General features: G+C 68.5%; 14 protein-coding genes. 7 read left to right on the top strand and 7 right to left on the bottom strand.

The window, feature by feature from the left end; all coding sequences use genetic code 11:
- The first annotated feature begins 12 nt into the window (after positions 1–12).
- The gene (locus ACZ4O3_RS34100; protein WP_467725983.1) at positions 13–4,272 is read left to right on the top strand and encodes a carboxypeptidase regulatory-like domain-containing protein; all 4,260 of its coding nucleotides are present in this window, start codon (positions 13–15) and stop codon (positions 4,270–4,272) included.
- A 77-nt stretch (positions 4,273–4,349) separates the two neighbouring features.
- Here ACZ4O3_RS34100 and ACZ4O3_RS34105 read toward each other — a convergent pair whose 3' ends face one another.
- The 3 genes from ACZ4O3_RS34105 to ACZ4O3_RS34115 form a co-directional block, all read right to left on the bottom strand.
- The gene (locus ACZ4O3_RS34105; RefSeq protein ID WP_362721462.1) at positions 4,350–5,423 is read right to left on the bottom strand and encodes a helix-turn-helix domain-containing protein; all 1,074 of its coding nucleotides are present in this window, start codon (positions 5,421–5,423) and stop codon (positions 4,350–4,352) included.
- Between the two features lie 210 nt (positions 5,424–5,633).
- Positions 5,634–6,275 carry a TetR/AcrR family transcriptional regulator gene (locus tag ACZ4O3_RS34110; RefSeq protein ID WP_467725985.1) on the bottom strand — a complete coding sequence of 214 codons (642 nt, stop codon included), beginning with the start codon at positions 6,273–6,275 and terminating at the stop codon, positions 5,634–5,636.
- A gap of 180 nt (positions 6,276–6,455) precedes the next feature.
- A complete protein-coding gene (locus ACZ4O3_RS34115) occupies positions 6,456–7,391 on the bottom strand; it encodes an SDR family NAD(P)-dependent oxidoreductase (RefSeq protein ID WP_362721467.1) in 936 nt (311 codons plus the stop codon).
- Positions 7,392–7,662: 271 nt separating this feature from the next.
- Here ACZ4O3_RS34115 and ACZ4O3_RS34120 point away from each other — a divergent pair, with 271 nt between their 5' ends.
- The gene (locus ACZ4O3_RS34120) at positions 7,663–8,808 is read left to right on the top strand and encodes a glycosyltransferase (RefSeq protein ID WP_467725987.1); all 1,146 of its coding nucleotides are present in this window, start codon (positions 7,663–7,665) and stop codon (positions 8,806–8,808) included.
- A gap of 270 nt (positions 8,809–9,078) precedes the next feature.
- Positions 9,079–9,480 (top strand): PPOX class F420-dependent oxidoreductase, encoded by a 402-nt coding sequence (locus ACZ4O3_RS34125; protein ID WP_362721472.1) that lies wholly within the window; start codon positions 9,079–9,081, stop codon positions 9,478–9,480.
- 337 nt (positions 9,481–9,817) lie between these two features.
- Here the strand turns inward: ACZ4O3_RS34125 and ACZ4O3_RS34130 are convergent, their stop codons facing one another.
- The 3 genes from ACZ4O3_RS34130 to ACZ4O3_RS34140 form a co-directional block, all read right to left on the bottom strand.
- Positions 9,818–11,770: a LamG-like jellyroll fold domain-containing protein gene (locus ACZ4O3_RS34130; protein WP_467725989.1), complete on the bottom strand. Its 1,953-nt coding sequence runs from the start codon at positions 11,768–11,770 to the stop codon at positions 9,818–9,820.
- Between the two features lie 766 nt (positions 11,771–12,536).
- Positions 12,537–13,982 carry an aldehyde dehydrogenase family protein gene (locus ACZ4O3_RS34135; RefSeq protein ID WP_362723241.1) on the bottom strand — a complete coding sequence of 482 codons (1,446 nt, stop codon included), beginning with the start codon at positions 13,980–13,982 and terminating at the stop codon, positions 12,537–12,539.
- A 483-nt stretch (positions 13,983–14,465) separates the two neighbouring features.
- The gene (locus ACZ4O3_RS34140) at positions 14,466–15,113 is read right to left on the bottom strand and encodes a cysteine hydrolase family protein (protein WP_467725992.1); all 648 of its coding nucleotides are present in this window, start codon (positions 15,111–15,113) and stop codon (positions 14,466–14,468) included.
- 284 nt (positions 15,114–15,397) lie between these two features.
- Between ACZ4O3_RS34140 and ACZ4O3_RS34145 the strand changes: the two genes are divergently transcribed.
- Together ACZ4O3_RS34145 and ACZ4O3_RS34150 are read left to right on the top strand one after the other, a co-directional pair.
- The gene (locus ACZ4O3_RS34145) at positions 15,398–16,225 is read left to right on the top strand and encodes an alpha/beta fold hydrolase (RefSeq protein ID WP_467725994.1); all 828 of its coding nucleotides are present in this window, start codon (positions 15,398–15,400) and stop codon (positions 16,223–16,225) included.
- Positions 16,226–16,370: 145 nt separating this feature from the next.
- Positions 16,371–17,840: an FAD-dependent monooxygenase gene (locus ACZ4O3_RS34150; protein WP_467725996.1), complete on the top strand. Its 1,470-nt coding sequence runs from the start codon at positions 16,371–16,373 to the stop codon at positions 17,838–17,840.
- A 196-nt stretch (positions 17,841–18,036) separates the two neighbouring features.
- Here the strand turns inward: ACZ4O3_RS34150 and ACZ4O3_RS34155 are convergent, their stop codons facing one another.
- Entirely contained in the window at positions 18,037–18,618 is a 582-nt protein-coding gene (locus ACZ4O3_RS34155) for a TetR/AcrR family transcriptional regulator (protein WP_467725998.1), read from the bottom strand.
- A 284-nt stretch (positions 18,619–18,902) separates the two neighbouring features.
- On the opposite strand from ACZ4O3_RS34155, the gene ACZ4O3_RS34160 reads away from it, so the two are divergent.
- Positions 18,903–19,652 (top strand): SDR family oxidoreductase, encoded by a 750-nt coding sequence (locus tag ACZ4O3_RS34160; RefSeq protein WP_467726000.1) that lies wholly within the window; start codon positions 18,903–18,905, stop codon positions 19,650–19,652.
- Between the two features lie 139 nt (positions 19,653–19,791).
- A complete protein-coding gene (locus ACZ4O3_RS34165; protein ID WP_467726002.1) occupies positions 19,792–20,139 on the top strand; it encodes a VOC family protein in 348 nt (115 codons plus the stop codon).
- Positions 20,140–20,185 lie beyond the last annotated feature (46 nt).

Below are 20,185 nucleotides of genomic sequence, written 5' to 3' on the forward strand. Positions count from 1 at the left end.
CTGGAGCCGTTCTTGCTGCAGAGATCCCTCGCCGCCCCCGGACGGCGCAGGTCGTCCCGCCTCCGGACTGTCGTGGTCACGGCGGCCACCGCGCTGCTCGCCGTCCTGACGGCCCTGGTGCCTGGACAGGCCCTTGCCGCGCAGGCCACGCCCGACCCGTCCGACGTTTCACCGGCCACCGTCTCGGCCGAGCCGGCCTGCGGCACACCTCGACCCGGCTCCTTCACCTGTTTCGCCATGCGCCGTACCGACGTCCCCGCCACGCTCGGCCTGCGCCGCGCGACCGCCGGCGGAACCGATCCCGACGGATATTCCCCGGCCGACCTGCGCGCCGCCTACGGACTGCCGGCCGACGGCGGAGCCGGGGCCACGATCGCCATCGTCGACGCCTATGACAACCCCACCGCCGAAGCCGATCTCGCCGTCTATCGAGCGCAGTTCGGACTCCCTTCCTGCACCTCGGACAACGGCTGCTTCCGCAAGGTGGACGAGCACGGAACGACCGCCTACCCCGCCGCGGACGACGGCTGGGCCGGTGAGATATCGCTCGACCTCGACATGGTCTCCGCGATCGCGCCCGACGCCCACATCCTGCTCGTCGAGGCCGACAGCGCGACCTCCGACGACCTGGGCACCGCCGAGAACACCGCCGTGTCCCTGGGCGCGCGCTACGTCTCCAACTCCTGGGGCGGCTACAGCGACGACACCGGACAACTCGCCTACGACGAGGCCTATTTCAACCATCCGGGTGTGGCAGTCGTCTTCAGTTCGGGGGACGACGGGTACGGACCGAGCTACCCCGCCTCCTCGCCGTACGTCACCGCGGTGGGCGGCACCTCACTGGTTCGGGACGACAGCGCGCGAGGCTGGCACGAGTCGGTCTGGAACGCCACGGTCGCCGACGGCAGCGGGCAGCAGCACTGGGGAGCGCCCGGATCCGGCTGCTCGGACGTCGAGCCCAAACCGGCCTTCCAGTCCGCCGTGGACTGCCCGGGCCGCTCGGTCGCGGACGTCAGTGCCGTCGCCGACCCCGCCACCGGCGTCGCGGTCTACAACTCCTTCTCGGACGGCGGCTGGAACGTCTACGGCGGCACCAGCGCCTCCGCACCCATCATCGCCGGCGTGTACGCGCTGGCCGGCACACCCGTATCCGGCACCTATCCCGCCGCCTACCCCTACCAGGCGCCCGGCGCACTCCATGACGTGACGCAGGGCGACAACGCGTCCTGCGCCGACCGCTCGGTGTGCGGCCACGGCACGGCACCCGAGTGCACCCCGGCCTTCAGCTGCGCCGCGCGGCCCGGTTACGACGGACCGACCGGACTGGGCACGCCCGACGGCGTGGCCGACTTCCGGCCCGGCGCGCACGGCACCGTGTCCGGCACCGTCACCGACGCGGACAACGGCCGCCCCGTACCCGGCGCCACGGTCGCACTCGGCGACCACCGGGCGACCACCGACGACGCGGGCGCCTACCGGCTGGACGTACCGGCGGACTCCTACCCCCTGACGGTCAGCGCCTTCGGCTACCGGGACGGCGACCTCGGCACGGTCCAGGTGACCGACGGCGCCACTTTGACCAGGAAAGCCGCGCTGACCCCGCTGCCCTCGCAGACCCTGTCGGGCACCGTGCGCGACGGCGGACGGCACGGCTGGGGCGTCTACGCCCGGCTCACGATCGACGGAGTGCCGGGCGCCTTGTTCACCGACCCGGGGACCGGCCGGTACACGGTACGGGTGCCCGAGGGGCACACCTACACCCTGCACGCCACCGCCCTCTACCCCGGCTACCGTCCCGCCGAGACCACCACTCAGGTGCGTACCGCACCGCGGACCGCCGACCTGACGCTGCCGCTCACCACCACGGGAACACTCCCGCCCGGCTACGAGATGACCTACCACGGGGGCGAGTCGCAGTCCTTCCCGGCCACGGCCGCACCCGACGGCTGGAGCGTCCGCAACCACACGGCGGCCGGCGGCTGGCAGTTCGACGATCCGCTCAACCGGGGCAACCAGACCGGCGGCAGCGGCCGGTTCGCCGAAGTGGACGACTTCGCCCTGGGCTGGGCCCCCGCCGACACCGAACTCATCAGCCCGGTCTACGACTTCAGCGCCGAGCGGACCCCCGAGCTCCAATTCGACACCGCGCTGCCCTCGCTGTACCGGCTCGGCGACCTCACCGCCGACGTGGACGCCAGCACCGACGGCGGCACGACCTGGACCACCCTGTGGCACCACACCGACATCGTCGCCGGCCCCGCACACCAGACGGTGCCCCTGGCCGCGTACGCGGGCAAGAAGTCCGTCCGCCTCAGATTCCACTTCACCGGCTCCCTGACCGGCATCTGGCAGATCGACGACGTGCGGGTCGGAACCCCGACCCTGCTCACCCGGCCCGGCGGGCTGCTGGTCGGACGGGTCGACGACGCCAACTCGGGCCACGGTGTCCTCGGTGCGACCGTCACCGCCGCGGCCACGGCGGCCGACAGCGGCCGTATGGTCGCCGCGCCGGGCGACCCGGCGCACAGCGACGGCCTGTACTGGCTGTTCTCCTCCCGCACGGGTCCGCAGAAGTTCACCGCGGGACTGCCCGGCTTCGGCTATCCGCCCGTCACGGACACGGTCCGGGTACGGCCCGACACCGTCACCACGGCCGACTTCACCCTGCACCCGGCGCAACTGCGCTACGACCGACCGGCGGTGACGGCCGACGTGCCCTGGGGCACGAAGAAGAGCGTCACGGTCACCGTTCGCAACACCGGAGGCTCGCCGGCCACCGTCTCGCTGGGCGAGCAGGGACTCGGCGGCCCGCCGCCGGCATCCGGTGGTGGGCCGGCCCGGCACACCGCGTCCGCCCTCACCCCGAACGCCCTTCCGCGAACCGCCCCCGCACGGGCGTCAGTACCCGCTGCCCCCACGAGCCAGGGGTGGTCCGAGCTGGCAGATCTGCCGACCGGGACCTTCGAGGGGATCGCCGCGGTGGACGGCGGCCGGCTGTACGCCGGACTCGGTGAGGCACCGGGAAGCCAGTGGAGCGGGACCTTCTCCACGTACGATCCGGACACCGCGACGTGGCGCGCCCTCGCGCCGCCCGCCACCAAACGGCTCGGCCCGGCCTACGGCTTCATCCGGGGCAAGCTGTACGTCACCGGAGGCCGCGACGCCGCGGGCGCGCCCATCGCGGGCGGTGAGGTCTACGACCCGGCCACCGACACCTGGTCACAGATCGCCGACGCGCCCAAGGCCTACGGCGCCGCGGGCTCCGTGGTCGTCGGCGACCGGCTGTACGTGATCGGCGGCTGCGACCAGATCAACTGCGGCACCACCGACGTCCAGGTCTACGACCCGGCGACCGACACCTGGTCGGCCGGCAAGCCCTACCCGGAACCGATCTCGTACCCGGTGTGCGGCGCCGCGGACGGCGTGGCCTACTGCGCCGGCGGTGCCTACGAACCCGACGGCCACGTCCCGCAGGCCACCGCCCACACCTACGCGCTCGACCGGACGAGCGGGACCTGGCGCCGGGTCGCCGACGCACCCGCCGATGTCTGGGGCGCCACCGGGACGGCCGCCGACGGCCGGCTCCTCGTGGCCGGAGGCTTCGAAGTGAGCGCGGGCGTACTCACCAACGAGGCCCACGCCTATGACCCGGCCACGGACACCTGGTCGTCCCTGGCCAACCTGGCCGGACCCCTGCTCGGTGCGCAGTCGGCACCGGGATGGTTCGCCGTCGGCGGCATGGACGCCTCCAACGTGCCGCAGTCGGCCGTGCGTGAACTGCCGGGCTGGGACCAGGCGCACGGGGACGTCCCCTGGCTCGCCGAATCCGCCGGGAGACGTACCGTCAAGGCACACGGCTCGACCAGAATCCGGCTGACCCTCGACGCCGGGGCGATGACCACCGCCGACGCCGGCACGCACCGGGCCGCGCTCGTCGTCGACACGGACAGCCCGTACGGCGCGGTGTCGCTGCCGGTGACCATGACCGTGGTGCCGCCGGCCGGCTGGGGCAGAGTCACCGGAACCGTCACCGGTACGACGGCCGAGGGGACGGCGGCGCCACTCGCGGGTGCCACGGTCGGTGTCGACGGCCCGCACGGAACGGTGGCCACGACGACGGCTCCGGACGGCACGTACTCCACGTGGCTGCCGGTCCGTGGCCGCTCGGTCCGGGTGACGGTGTCGGCCCCGGGGCACCGGACCACGACCCGCTCGATCCGGATCGTGAAGGGGCACACGGTCACGGCGGACTTCCTTCTGCGTACGGATTAGAAAGAGCCGGCCGACCGGCCCGCGGCCCGCCGGAGCGCGTTGCGCCCGACGGGCCGCGGACTTCCCGGGCACCTCGGCTAGGAACCGGTGTGTCCCGGTTGGCCGCGCAACCCCGGCGGCCCGATGGGCCGTTCGGAATCCGGCTGCCACCAACCGCGGCTGGCGGCCAGGACTCCGGCCTGGAACCGGCTCGCCGCACCGAGCCGGCCGAGGAGCGCCTGTACCCGACGCTGCACCGTGCGATGGCCTATGCGGAGTTGACGTGCGATGGCCTCGTCCGACATCCCCATGGCGAGCAAGGAGATGATCCGCCGCTCCTCGTCGTTGACGAACTCGTGCGGACTCACGGACGCCGGCGCCCCGGGCAGATAGGGCTGAGCCTGCTCCCACAGCGACTCGAAGAGCGTGGACAACGCGTCGAGCAGCGCGGAGGGATGGACCAGAATGCACGCGTCCAGAACCTGCGGCGTCGCCAGAAGGGGGATCAGCGCTGCCTGATCGTCCGCGATGATCAGCTTCATCGGGGCTTCGGGCAGAAAACGGACCTCTTCGCCTGCCGAGATGTCGGCCTCCACCCTCGCCACCACACCGGGCAGGCTGAGGGTGTCACGAGCGTGGATGAAGCGGCTGCGCACATCGCGTCCGACCACCGCGGTAGCGGAGTTGACGCGTTCGCCGTCACTTGCCTGTGCATAGGGAGGCGCGTCTATGCCCCGGATCTCCCGCTCCGCGCGTTTGAACAACTGCTGCCCGCAGCGGGCCACCCCGTCACGTCCGGTCACCACCTCGATCAGTGCCGTCGAGTCCCGGCTGCGACGAGCCTCACGATGGCGCTCCGTCAGCCTCTCGGTCAGCGCCCTCACCCGGTGGATGTCGCGTTCGCGCGCCAGTATCAGTACTTCCAGCGCGTGGTCGGGCGGCAGAGCGGTGTAGGAAGGGATGCTGCCGGGCAGCCGGGAGATCAGGCCACCGTCCTCCAGCCGCATCAGAGCGTGCGAGGCCATCTCGACATCGATGTCAGCACGGTGGCACAACTCGTCCACGGACATGGGCGGATTGTCGACCAGGACGAGATACAGGGCTTCCGCGGACTGGTCCAGCCCGAGAACTTCTAACACTGCCACCTCCGACGACCCTCTGGTCTGCGTCACCTTAATGATCACCCCATCACCAACCGTTCAAGCCAGTCCCGTCCGTTCTCCCCGGCTTGCCCCGGCAGACCGACGGCGGGGCCGCCTGGGCGCGCACATCGTGGACCCCGGGGCCGCCGGGAGTCCCTGCCCGTGGCTTCGGGGGAGGACAGTCAGGTAGCCGTATTGCGTCAGGTGAGGGCCCGGGGCGTGTGGAGATTCGACCGGGGATCACTTTCGAACTTCGGTAGGGCGACGATAGGCGCCGTACCACCAGATCAGGGCGAGTTCGCGGGCGAAGACCGCGTCACGGCTGCCGTCGTCGACCCGGATGTGGTGCGCGATGGCCTGAGCTCCACCCCACGCGATGATGCGGCTCGCGGAAACGGCATCAAGGTCGGCCGTGGTTGAACCGGCGGCCTGTTCGGACAGCACGGTCCGCCGCGCGATCTCCTCGAAGTTCTCAAGATTCGCGGTGTAGAAATCGCTCACCGCGGAGTCGTAGGACGCCGCCTCACCGACCGCGGTGATCACGCCCTGATGGGCACGGTGGATCTTGATCACCTCCTCGAAGAACCGGGCCAGCCGGTCGGCCCCGCCCTCCCCGGCAGCCGGGTCCCACAGTTGCGCCAGTTCCAGCAGGGACTCCCGCAGACTGTCGGTGAGCCGCACCAGAGCGTCCGACTTGCTCTGGAAGTGGGCGTAGAACGTGGCCCGCGACACGCCCGCTTCCTCCAGGAGCCTCTGGACGCTGATGTCGGAGAAGGCCGTTCCGGAATTGAGCAGCCGCTCCAGGGTGGACGTCACCTGAACCCGGGTCGCGGCCGAACGCGCCGCATAGCTGTCGGCTTGATGCCGGGTCACGGGCCTCATCTGGCGTCCTCTCCTCTGTTGTCGTGCTCGGATCGAACCCGGGCTCGGCGACGGTGACCCGCGGCCCGTGGCGGTGCTCCACGGGAGCGGCTCGACCCGGCTCCCTAGCTGTCACCTGCCATGTACGCGTCAGCGGACAGCTGGGGAGCTGGTCCCCCATTGTGCACGGGCGTCACCGGATCAGCGCACCACGGGCAGGGCGTAGTCCCACAGCCGGTCCGCGGCGGCGGGGTCCACCGACCACTTCGCGACACCTGCCATCACGTCGGGCCCCCCCTCTACGACCTGCGATTCCTGGTTGTCCTCGAAGTACCGCCCTGTCACCTTGTCGAGGAGCGGCGAGGCGGCCAGCAGCACCGTGGTGGCGGCTCCCTGAGCCGGGGTCTTGAAGTAGTCGGGAGTGACCAGATTGCCGTCCGCGTCCATGGCGCCGATGGCCTGCATCGTCGCCTGGTCCATGTGGCGAGCCAGGTTGGTGTGGATCCACCCCGGCGCGCAGGCGTTGGCGGTGATGCCGTCTTCGGCCCATCGACGGCTGATTCCGACGGCGAGCAGCACGTCCGCGGTCTTCGACTGCGCGTAGGCGATGAACGGGTCGTAGGGGTGTCGCTCGAACTGGGGGTCGTCGAAGTCGAACCCCGCCCGCAGCTGGGCACCGGAGCTGAGCACGACCACGCGAGGCTTCTCGGCCGCCTGCAGAGCGGTGTGCAGGCCGACAGCCAGTGCGAAGTGGCCAAGGTAATTGGTGGCGAGCTGCATCTCCCACCCCTGTGCATTGACCTGATGAGTCGGGAGCATCATCACGCCGGCGTTGGCGACGAGGGCGTCAAGCGGCCCGCTCCAGGCGCCGCAGAACGCGCGGACGGAAGCCAGGTCGGCGAGATCGAGTGCGACGGCCCGGGTGCCCGGCAGCTCCTTGACCAGCGGCTCGGCGTCAGCGGGATTCCTGGTGGCGATCGTGACCTGCGCTCCCGCACCGGCCAGCGCGCGAACCGTCTCCACACCGAGACCGGACGCCCCTCCGGTCACGATCATCCGTCGCCCGCTGAGATCGACTCCATCGAGTACCTCGGCGGCGGTGGCCCGCATCCCGAACGACGTCGTTGTCAGCGTCATGGCTGTGCCCTGCTTCCGTAGAACTGTTTCGTTGCTTGACCGGTGAAGCGCCTCGCACTGCTCCGACCAAGGCACCACTCTCCAAACCATACATCGTGGTCAGAATGTATGTCTGGTTCGTGGGCGCGGCTGAGGGCCTGGGCGGTGTGGATGCGGATGCTGGACCTCATGACCATCGTCGACGCGTCCTCGGCCGGGCCGGAGGGGCGAGGGGGGGCAAGCACCCGAAGGGAATTAATTGACGCTACAAGTAATATTGTAGTGTCGGTTCATGCGCGTTCTGATGTTTGCCAACCCATTGCTGGGTCATCTGCTGCCGATGCTCCCGCTGGCGCGGGCCTTGCGTCAGCAGGGTCACACCGTCGCCTTCGCGACGGCCAGGCACCTGGAATCCACCGTTGAACCCCATGGTTTCGCTCTGATCTCCGCAGGTCCGACGACGGAGACCGTGGTCGCCGAGGTGACTCGGCACCTCGGCGCGGACTGGTTGAGGAGCCGATCTCCGGATGGTGCCGCGGAGTTCTTCGCCGGAGCCCGGATCGATCTCGGTGCGGACGAGGCACTCGCGGGTGCGCGCGCGTGGGCGCCCGACGTCATCGTTTCGGAGCATTGTGACTTCGTAGGACCACTCGTCGCCGCCGCACTGAAGATCCCCTCCGTGGCGATGGCCATTGACCCGACACTGGAACCAGAACTTCTCACTGCGCTGGCCGCAACCGCGCACCGCCGCTATCTCGAGCGCGGCCTCGAGCCACCCGCCCACGCGCCCTGCGGACAGTGGCTGCTTGACCTGTGCCCACCCTCCCTCCAACGCGACGGTGAGCTGCCGGCCCTCCATCGCCTGGCGCTGCGGCCGGAGCCCCATCAGGCCCCCGAAGGGGCACCACGCGCGCCAAGAGCAACGCTCTCCGGCCGACCTCGGGTACTGGTCAGCTTCAGCACCGCCATGAACGCGCCAGAGCGCCTCGGATCCGTGCTCAGGTCGCTCAGCACCCTGGACGTCGACCTTGTGGCGACGGCTTCGGGCGGCATGCCCATCGACAGCACCGGGCTGGACCCGGATCGGGTCGAGCTGGTCACCTTCCTGCCCGCCGCAGAGTTGCTCGACGGAGTGTCGGTCGTCGTGCACCACGGCGGTTCCGGCACCACGTTCGGCGCGGCGGCACGCGGCATTCCCGCAGCAGTGGTTCCGGGCATGCCCGGCCAGCGGCGCCAGGCAGCCCGGCTCGAGGCCGCAGGCGCCGGACTGGCCCTGCCGATGGGAGAGGAGACCACTCCGGAAGCCGTCACGGCCGCAGTCGGACGGCTGCTGGCCGAGACGACCTTCACCACCGCCGCCCACCGACTCCGCGACGAAATAGCGGCGATGCCATCGGCGGCGGAGGTCGCTGACCATCTCGTTGCCTCGGTCGTCTGACTGACGGCAGGCGGGATCCGGACTGCTCGGCGCACCGGATCCCGCCTGTGAAGGGGAAGGCCGAGCCGAGCTGTGCGGTCGGTCGGTGTGCACCATGCTCATCCGGGAGGATGACCTTGCCCTGTGCATGCTCATGGATGCTGCGCCCGTCAAGGACGGCGAACTCCGAGTCGCGGCCGGTGCACGGTTGCCGGGGGCGGAGCGAGGGCCACTCTGTACGCGTGGCTACCGTGGGCCGAGCATTCATCGGTCCTGCCCCTGGAGACCTTCATGCCTGTATCGCTCGGCGAGGACGTGGTGTCGATGCTGCGGCGCCCCAGCACCTGCTACATCGCCACGACGATGCCCGATGGCTCGCCCCAGCTCACCCAGACCTGGGTCGACACCGACGGTGAGCACGTCCTGATCAACAGCGTCGAGTCGCATCAGAAGGCCCGGAACGTCGCGCGTGACCCGCGGGTGGCCGTTGCGGTCTCCGCCCCCTCGGATCCGTCCTCCTACGTCCAGATCCGCGGTCGTGTCGTGCGGGTGACCACGGAGGGAGCGGCCGAGCACATCGAGGCGCTCGCGCAGAGGTACCTCGGTGGGCCCTACCCGTGGTTCGGCGGCCGCGACCAGGTGCGGGTGATCTTGGTGATCCAGCCCGAACGGATCACCAGCCCCCGCGGCTGAAATCCACTGACGAGGCCGGAGTCCGAGGCGAGGTGAGGGACCGCTGCGCGGCGTGGCCTCGCACCTGGACCGGCGCCGTCTCGGCGGCCGCCGCAACGCCTGCGCCGGCGGTGCGGCGGCCGCTTGGGGAGATGAACGACGGTCTGCCTGCTGCCGCTCGTGGCGGCGACGAGCGCCTTCGTCAACGGCGGCTCAGCGCGGAAGCGTGCCGTCGCCGGCCGACTCCCGTTCTTGTGGCACACCTGACTGGCCGGTACCGAGTCTTTCGGTCACCGGCCAGTCGTCAGTCGGTACGCCCTCGGCCGACGGGAGGGGGCCGACGGCGCCGGCCCGCCACCTACTTGGCCGTCAGGAACTCCTTCGCGGCCAGCGGTCGGTCGACGATGCGGATGTCACCGAGGTTGCCGTGGAAGACGACGTCGACGGCACCGGCATACTCGTGACCGCCCACCAGCCAGGGCAGTCCGAGTGAGGTGAGGCCGACCGAGAGTCTCTTCGGGTTGTCGACGACCGGCGCTCCCTCGACGTACAGGCGCGTGAAGCGGCCGTCGTTGACCACCGCCAGGTGCCACCACTTGAGCTCCACCAGGCCGTGGCCCCAGTTGGTCGTCGGGTAGGTGTCGTTCGTCGGGTAGTGGTTGAACTGCGGCTCCCGGCCGTTGTTGGTGATGGCGAACTGGGCCAGCGGCTCGTTGGGGTCGGTGTTCTTGCCGTGCTTGCCCGCGGCCCCGGCGGAGCCCCGGCGGCTGAGGAACGAGGCGTTGCCGTTCTTCCCGGCGTCCCAGTCCAGCGGCATCCTGACGAACGCCTCGATCGTGTAGCCGCCCCGGAACGTCTCGGAGTTCAGCGGTGCCGTCGCGCCGGTGGTCAGGTACGCGCCGTGGACGGGATTGCGTCCGCCGGTGAACTGCAGGCTGGCGTGGCCGGGCTGGTCGGGGTGGTGGTCGGCGGACCAGGTCAGCGCGTCGGCGGCGCTGCCCGGCACGCTGACCACGGTCAGGTCGTTGCCCTTGCCCGACAGGTCGTGGATCCGCTGGCCCTCGGTGAGTGCCGTCCCCGGAGCGCCCTGGCCGTCGAAGCGCCAGTAGGCCAGCGTGCCCTTCACCAGCTCTCGGGCGGCCGGTCGCGCCGGTCGCACCGGAACCGGGTCGAATCCGGAGAACCGCTTCTCGAATTCGATCGGCACCGAGAAGTTGTCGACCGGGCCGCTCACGCGGGCGAGTTCGGCGGCCAGCGTGTTGCGGGACTCGGGATCCTGGGCCAGGATCCAGGGGTTGATCGTTTCGACATCGATCGTGTTGCGGACCAGGTCGAAGTGGTAGAGGCGGATCATGCCGCCGCCGCCGAAGTAGCGGTTCTGGTAGTTGGCGATGTGCAGGTGCACGTCGTTGCCGGCCGCGTTCTTCTTGGTGGTGCGGGCGGGCGGCCAGTAGTGGCCGTTGACGGTCAGGAACACCTGGTCGTTGTCCTTGACCAGCTTGTCCCAGACCGTCTGTCCGTGGTCGGAGAGTCCGGCGTTGTCCTCGGGGTCGCCGGATTCGTACGGGAAAACGTTGTCATCGTAGTTCGACCACACCATGTCGTGCGTCGTGAGGATCACGGGCATCTTCGGGTGCGCCTTGATGACCTCGTCGGCCCATGCGAAGCCCTGGTCGGTCGTGCGCCAGTCCAGGGCCAGCAGCAGCCAGGAGCGGCCGGCGGCCTGGAAGATGTGCGCGGTGTTGTACCCGGTCCTGTCCGCCCCGGCGAACGTCTTCGAGTGCCGGAACCTGCTGGGGCCCATGGTCTGGAGGTACGTCGTGTCGCCGCGGGTGTCATCGCCGCTCAGGTCGTGGTTGCCGGCGACGACGCTGTAGGCGGCGCCGTGCGCGTCCAGCAGTGCGAACGCCTTGTCGACCTGCTCGAACGACGACGGATCGGCGTCCTGCGTCATGTCACCGAGGTGAGCCATGAACACGATGTTGAGATCGGGGTTTCCGCTGTTGTTGATGATGTAGCGGAAAGACTCCTCCTGAGGGGTCCGGTTCACGCTGTCCTGGCTGCCCCAGTACATGAACTGGGTGTCCGGCATGACCGCGAGGGTGAACTGGAGGGACGTCGGATCCGGATTCCACTTGCCGACCTTGCCGGGCTTGGTGGCGTCCGCGGCGAACGCGGGCGATGCGCCGAGCACGGATGCCCCGGTCCCCGTTACCGCCGCCCCCGCGCCGGCCAGGGCCGCACTGCGCAGAAATCCGCGTCGGCTGTGTCCAGCGGAGTCGTGGGTGTGGTTGTCACCATCAGTGCACATGAAAGCTCTTTCGGATTGTTTGATCATGCAATGAACAAACTAGACAGAAGCTCGGTGCGCCGGGCGGACGTGAGATGACCAGCGACCATCAGGTACTTGGCCACTGTCGAACGGGCAGGTCCCTTGGTGACCGGGGGGCGCCTTTCCGGTGAAGGTCCGGTGGCGGCTCGCTCGCGGCGTCCTGGACGACAGTGGTGTCTCGATCGGGTCGGCCGCAGAGGCCGCCGGTCGGTCAAGTCGTCACCGGCCGGGCGGGGGAGAGGAGGTGGTCGCCACCTGTCGAAGACTCGTTCACGTCGACGTCGCCCGGGAGTCCGTCCTCGCGGAAGCCGAGCCGGTCACGAGTCTGGAGGACCAGGATGAAAGGGTCCCGCACGTCTTCGATGCGATGGCCCTGACCCGCGTGGACGACGGGAAGATCACCTGGAATCGGGACTACTTCTACAACACCCGGGCCGAGACCCGGGGGCACGACGGCGAGTCCCGATCCGCCCGCGGACGCGACGGCCCGCGGGGCATACCGGCGGGCCGTCGCCCTCCCTGGCGCATGCCCCCCTTGCATACCGTGCCGCGTACCCGGCCGGCGCAGGGCTCCGCGCCCGAGGACCGGGAGACGGCCGCCGCCCCTCGCGTCGACCCATCACGTGCGATGCGAATGGCGCGTACTGTCAATGGAGTCCGATCTCCGGGAACGCCGGTGTGGCGTGCCCCGCCTCGGGCAGGGCACGCCACACGGATCCTTCCTTGGCGCCGGGTTGGTGGGTTGTCACAGGGGGAGATCGGTGAGGACCAGCACGCGTTCGTAGGTGTAGTCATCCATGGCGAACTTCACTCCTTCGCGGCCGACACCGGACTGTTTGACGCCGCCGTAGGGCATCTGGTCAGCCCGGTAGGAGGGAACGTCTCCGACTACGACGCCGCCGACCTCCAGCGCCCGATGGGCCCTGAACGCCGCCTGCAGGTCGTGCGTGAAGACTCCTGTTTGCAGGCCGTACTTGGAGTCGTTGACTGCCGCGAAAGCCTCGGCCTCGCTGGAGACCTTGAGCACTGTGAGAACCGGTCCGAAGACCTCCTCGCAGGCCAGTGTGGTGTCAGTCGGAACATCTGCGAGAACCGTAGGCGCATACGAGGTACCGTCCCGCCTGCCACCCGTGTGCAGCGTGGCACCTGAGACGACGGCTTCGTCGACCCACGCCTCGACGCGGCACGCGGCGTCCTCGCTGACGAGCGGGCCCACGTCAGTTCTGTCGTCCGAGGGGTCCCCGGTGACCTGTGATTCGACTGCTGCGACGATACGAGGGAGCAGCCGGTCGTACACCGAGGCGTCGGCAATGACACGCTGCACGGAGATGCAGGACTGCCCACCCTGGTAGTTGGAGAACGTGGCGATCCGGTCGGCCGCATGGTCGAGGTCTTCGTCGCTGGCGAAGTCGCCCAGTACGACGGCCGCGCCGTTCCCGCCGAGTTCCAACGTGCAGTGCTTCCTGGGTACCGAGTCCATGATCGCGTAGCCGACCTTCTCGGATCCGGTGAAGGAGATGACGGGCAGGCGCTCGTCCTGGACCAGCGCGGGCATCCGGTCGTTGGCGACCGGCAGAATGCTCCACGCACCTTCCGGCAGTTCGGTCTCGGCGAGCAGGTCCCCGAGGACCAGGGCGGAAAGGGGAGTGTTCGGCGCCGGCTTCAGGATGATCGGGACGCCGGCGGCGATGGCCGGGGCTACCTTGTGGGCGCACTGATTCAGCGGGAAGTTGAAGGGCGTGATGCCCAGCACAACCCCCTTGGGGAAGCGGCGGGTGAGCGCCAGGCGGCCCTGGCCGGCCGCGTCCGTGTCCAGTCGCTGAGCCTCGCCGCTGTTGAAGCGGCGGGCTTCCTCGGCAGCGAACCGGAACACGGACACCGAGCGGCGTACCTCGCCACGGGCCCACTTGATCGGTTTGCCGTTCTCCGCGGAGATGAGCTGTGCGATCTCCTCGGTGCGCTCCACGAGTCGCTTGCTCACGTGGTCGAGAGCGGCGGCGCGCAGGTAGGCGGGGGTTGCCGCGAACTCCTCGCGAGCGGCGTACGCGGCCGCCACCGCCGACTCCACCTGGTCATCGGTCGGCACGGCGACCCGGCCGACCAGTTGGCCGGTCCAGGGCGAGGTCACGGCCAGTGCGGTCTCGCTGATGGCCTGCCGGCCGGCGAGCCAGAAGGCGCGGGGGGAAGTCATGTCCGGTCACGGCCCTAACGTTCGAGAGGTGCTGACGTGTGTCTGTCAGCGGGTCCTACGGTAGGACCGTCACCGTCAGGGGTGACTTGTACAAGATGTAGCGATCCCTGGCCTGAAGCCTCCAGAAGGCCAGTTCCCGTCTGGCTGCTGCTTTCGCTACTCCCTGTTCTTCCCGTACTGCGGTAGGTGTGCCGTTGCTGCTGGAGGCCTCTGGGGGCAGGAGTGTCGACTCGCATCGGCTTCCTGGGGAAGCGATGATCCCTGAGACGTCACGGCAGCAGCCCTGGAAGGGTGCTCGCGGACGGAGTATGGCTGGGTCAGGCTGTCAGAGCTCATGGTCGGGTTCGGATTCATCTGCTGGGTCGTCCTTGGCTCGATTATTCTCCTCGGATTGTTCACGCAGCCCGCACCGCCGAGCCGGCTGTTGCCCGCCATCGCCATTGAACTTGCTCCGCCGGTTGTGACTGGAAATGCCGACGGGTCCTACCGCATTCTTTCGATTGCCTCGTCAGTCGACAGCAGCGCATGGGCGAAGAACCGGTAGTTGATGATCGCAGCCTGGTAGCCATCGCCCCAGATCGGGTGGCGGGGACCTGCTGTCGCATCGCTGACCAGTGCGACCTCGAATCCCTCTTCTATGAGGTGACGCATATGGGACTCGACACACATGTTTGCCAGCATGCCGCCGAGAATTATCCTCCGCATGCCACGCTTGCGCAGTTGCAGCACCAAGTCGTTGGTTTCTGGACCGAACACCTTGTGGGGGCTGGCGACCACTGTTCTGCCGTCCTCGATATAAGGCTTGAATCGCTCCAGCCAGTCGGCCCCGGAGCCTCGGAAACCAGTCAGGTCCAGTTGGCCGGCCCTGGCGAACGTGTGAGTCTCGAGCTCGCTCGTCTCAAGGGGGCCGTTCATCCGCCACCCGCTGTCCGTCGGGTAAAAATAATGAGGCGAGATGAAAACCTCGTATCCGCCCGCCTTCGCCGTCTCGAATATTCTCTCCATGTTCTCGACGGTCCTGTTCTCCGTGACGCTCGCCCCCACCACGCCCCAGTTCGCCCCGTCCTCGCTGAGCACGTCGTTCTGCGGGTCGATGAACACGACCGCCGTGTCAGTGCTATTGATTTCCATCTGACGCTCCTCGTGGTGTGGAGGCGTTGCCCGGTCGTTCGGATCGTCGTTTCAGCTTGCCCCACTGTCGGGCGTTGTGCATCGGTGAACTGCCGTACTCCGGTTGTCACCGGTTTCGTCCCTGCCGTACGTCTTGTACGCCCGTCCGGGGCCGCAGGGTCGGGGCAGGAGTTCTCTATTTCGACGCGCGACCGCGCGGTCACTCGGTTAGAGTCCGACGAGGTGCTTGTGCTGCCACGACGCCGATCCCGACGAGCTCTGACCATCTTGAGAGGAATTCCGACATGCCCTTCGCAACTGCCAAGGACGGCACGCAGATTTTCTACAAGGACTGGGGGTCCGGCCAGCCGGTTGTCTTCTCCCATGGCTGGCCGCTGACTGCGGACGCCTGGGACCCCCAGATGAAGCTCATGGCGGACAACGGCTTCCGCTCGATCGCTCACGACCGGCGGGGCGGCGGACGATCCGGCCAGGCCTGGGACGGCAACAATCTCGACACGTACGCCGACGACCTGGCCGCTGTCATCGAGGCTGAGGACCTCCACGATGTCATCCTGGTCGGCCACTCCACCGGTGGCGGTGAGGTCACCCGGTACATCGGAAGGCACGGCACGGGCCGGGTCGCCAAGCTGGTCCTGCTCGGCGCGATCCCCCCGCTGATGCTCAAGACGGAGGCCAACCCCGAGGGCCTGCCCATCGAGGTCTTCGACGAGATCCGTCAGGGTGTGGAAACAGACCGTTCACAGTTCTACAAGGACCTGAGTGCCCCGTTCTACGGCGCCAATCGCGACGGCTCGACGGTCACGCAGGGAACCCGCGACGAGTTCTGGCTCTGGAGCATGACAGTGGGCATCAAGGGCGCCTACGACTGCATCAAGGCGTTCTCGGAGACGGACACCACCGAGGACCTCAAGAAGGTCGACGTGCCCACGCTGATCGTGCACGGCGACGACGATCAGATCGTGCCCATCGTGGCGGCCGGCGACAAGTCCTCCAAGCTCGTCAAAGACGCGATCTACAAGGTGTATCCGGGCGCCCCTCACGGCCTGGCAATGGTCCCGAAGTTCGCCGAGATCTTCAACAAGGACCTCCTCGAGTTCGCCCGCAGCTGAGAGTTGGTCCGGCTCAGTGGAGCCTGGATGAGTGGGGTGCTTGGGTCAGGCGTGTCCGGGCCGCGGCGTCCTGGCCGGTAGGCGGGGTGTGACCTCGCGCGCCTGGAGACTGCCCATGACGGGTGGCTGACCGGGAGGAAGGCGCATGGATTTCGACACACAGGTAGTGATCGTGGGTGCGGGGCCGGCTGGGCTGCTGCTGGCGGGCGATCTGGCGGAGTCCGGTGTCAGCTGTATCGTCGTCGAGCGGCGTGTGCGGGACTCGGAGCTTACGCGCGCGTTTTCCGTCAATGCGCGGACGCTGGAGCAGCTGGACGCCCGCGGGGTGGCTGACGATCTGATCGCGACGGGTCTGCGAAATCCCGTTCTCCAATTTTTGCAGATCGATCTGTCGCGGTTGCCGACTCGCTTCCCTCATGTGCTGGTGACGCCGCAGTACAACACCGAGCAGGTGCTTCGCGCACGCGCCCGCTCCCATGGCGTCGAACTCCGTGAAGGCTGCGAAGTCACCGACGTCCGGCAGGGTCCCGATGGCGTCGAGGCGCAGGTGCGGAATGCTGACGGGACCAGTCGAACTCTGCGTGCGGCTTATCTCGTGGGCGCCGATGGACGCAACAGCACGGTGCGCCGGTCCCTCGGCCTGCCGTTTCCCGGCCGTGCGGCGGTGCGGTCGATGATGCTTGCCGACGTGCGGCTGGCTGAACCTCCGCGGAAGCCCCCTACTGTGGGGGCGGTCGGGGACGCCTTTGCCATCATCGTCCCCTTCGGGGACGGATGGTTCCGCATCATGGCCTGGAACCGCCGCCACCAGATGCCCGACAGCGCGTCCGTCGATCTCGACGAGATCAAAGCGATTGCCCGACGGGCTCTCGGCCAGGACTTCGGTATGCACGACCCACGCTGGATCTCCCGTTTCCACAGCGACGAACGGCAGTGTCCGCGCTATCGGGACGGCAGGGTCTTCCTCGTCGGGGACGCCGCGCATGTGCACTCGCCTGCGGGTGGCATGGGCATGAACACCAGTATCCAGGATTCTGCCAACCTCGGATGGAAACTCGCTGCGGTGCTTCGCGGCCGGGCCCCGGACGCTCTGCTCGACACGTACCAGGCCGAGAGGCACCCGGTGGGGCGCAGGGTGATCCGCAGGAGCGGCGCGCTTCTGCGTGGAGTGCTGACCACTCCTCAGGCCCTGTGCGGCCTGCGGGACTTCGCCGCCCGCACCGTCCTTCACTTCCCGCCGATCGCCGAGCGGCTGGCGCGAGCCATGGCCGGTATCGACATCGCCTATCCTGCTGCGGTCGGGGCCCACCCGCTCACCGGTAAACGAGCCCCGGACATCGCCCTGACCGGCGAGCGGCGACTCTACGAAGTCCTGCGTGGGCGCCGGTTCGTGCTGATCACGCCCACAGGTGCGTCAGTTCCCGCCTCAGTGGCCGACGACTGGGGCGGGGAGGTGGAGTTCGTCACTTGTGCCGGTCCGACCGGGAAGACGGTTCTGGTCAGACCCGACGCCTACATCGCATGGGCCACGTCAGACCAGTCCTCAGAGGGGCGGAACAACAAGATCCGAGAGGCCCTGGCCAGGAACTGTGGCCCGGCAGCAACAGACGGGTAGTGCCACCGGGGGAGACTCGGCCGATCCCCGTCCGGGCCGGCAGGGTGTTCCCGTACGAGGCGGCACCGGTACTGCGGACGGCGCGGGATCATCGCACCGTGGGCCTGCGGCTCTTGCGGACGCGCTTCTTCAGGTCCGGCGCACGGAACTGGAGCGGCCGAGCGGTACCCGATGGTGCGTGCGCACACCTGGAACGTCAGCCGAGGAACCTGAGCGCGGCGCGGGCGATCTGCTGAAGAGCCGCGCTGTCCATGTCTGTCTTGGCGAGGAACTCGATGCCCTGCATCACGGCAAGGATCAGGCGCCCGAGTTCCTGCGGGTCGGCGTCCGCTTTGACGGATCCGTCTCGCTGGGCTTCCGTCACGCATGTGATCAGCAGGTCTTCGACCATCTGGTATGAGGTTCTGGCACGTGAGACGACATCGGGGTCGTTGGTGTGCAGCTCGGACGTGCTGTTCACCAGGAGGCATCCGCGTCGCAGCGGGTCTTCCGCGAATCCGTTGGCCACGCCCTCCACGAGGAGGGTCAGGCGTTCGACCGCGGTACCGGGGCCGGTGAGTATCGCCCGGACGCTGTCCAGCTGCTCGGTGCGGTAGCCGTCGAGCACGTGCAGGAACAGCTGCCGTTTGTCACCGAAGGCGCCGTACAGGCTTCCCTTGCCCAGCCCGGTGGCGTCCGTCAGATCCTGCAGTGACGTAGCCCCGTAGCCCTGATTCCAGAACTGCTCGCGTACCGACTCCAAGACCTGCTTCTCGTCGAAATTCCGAGGGCGTCCCATGTGGAGAGGGTACGCCCTTCTTGACCTGTCGGTCCAGATCGGTCTGCGCTGAGGCCGTCACGTGCTCTGCCGAACGTGCGGCTGGTCGGACCCCGGGTGGGCGGACGGGCCGGCGGAGGGGGCGGGGTCCGTGATGTACCTCGCGCCACCGTTTTTGTCCGCGCGGTCCATAACGACGTTCTTTACCGTATAGTCCATAACTGGGCCCGCTCCTGGTGCGGGCTCTGACATGCAGGTGACGCTTGGTGCGCGGACGAGGTCCGTGCCGGACAGGAGTAGGGATCATGGGACAGCTGGACGGAAAGACGGCCGTAGTCACCGGGGGCAACAGTGGAATCGGCCTGGCCACAGCCAAGCGGTTCGCGCGCGAAGGCGCCCACGTGTTCATCACCGGCCGCCGGCAGGAGGCCCTCGACGCCGCGCTGGCCGAGATCGGCCACGACGCCACCGCGGTGAGGGGTGATGTCGCCGACCTCGGCGACATCGACCGCCTCTACGCGGCCGTCGCTGAGCGGGGGCGGTCCATCGACGTGCTGTTCGCCAACGCGGGTGGCGGCGAGTTCGCCACACTCGAACAGGTCACCGAGGAGCACTTCGACGCGACGTTCGACATCAACGTCAGGGGGATGCTCTTCACCGTCCAGAAGGCCGTTCCGTTCCTCAGTGACGGCGCGTCGGTGATCCTGACCGGATCGACCGCGGCCACTTCGGGCGGAGCCGCCTTCGGCGTGTACGCCGCGTCCAAGGCCGCGGTGCGTTCCTTCTCCCGCACCTGGGCCAACGAGCTCAGGGGTCGGGCCATCCGGGTGAACACCCTGGTACCCGGGCCGATCGTCACGCCGGGTATCAACGGACTGGCTGCCGACGCCGCCGAGGCGGCGAAAATGCGGGACGTCTTCGCCGGTCAGGTGCCTCTGGGCCGGATGGGACACCCCGACGAGGCCGCTGCCGCCGCGCTCTTCCTCGCCAGCAGCGAAAGCAGCTTCGTCACCGGATCAGAGCTGTTCGTGGACGGCGGACTCAACCAGATCTGACCGCCGCCAGGGTCCTTCGGTTCATGGCGAAGGCCGTCGGAACGATGAACTCACCCAGGACTGGGCGGCGCACGACGCCGTCCCAGGTCGCCGACCACGTCTGTACCGAAACCGCGACAGCCCGTAAGAGAGTACTGAAATGAGCAGCAACATCCACGCAATGGTCGCAAACGTCGAGGTGGACGACCTCGGCACCGCGATCCCGCTGTACCAGGAACTGACCGGAGAGACGGAAGTCCGTCGGTTCCCCTATCGCGAGCTCGAATTGGCACTGGTAGGGCCGTTCCTGCTCTACTCCGGCCCCCTTGAGAAGTATGTCTCGCAGCACGGAACCGTCATCGTCGGCTCCCTGGCCCCCGTTCTCGAAGCTCTCGGCAAAGCGAACGCCGAAATCCTCGAAGCTCCCAACGAGGTGCCCAACGGCACCAGAATCGTCGCCCGCCACCCGGACGGTTCCGTCTTCGAATACATGCAACTCCGAGCCTGAGCCCCGCGCGCGACACACCTCACGTCTCGTCTGCGGACCTCTGGAG

Source organism: Streptomyces sp. NPDC026515 (assembly GCF_055567595.1).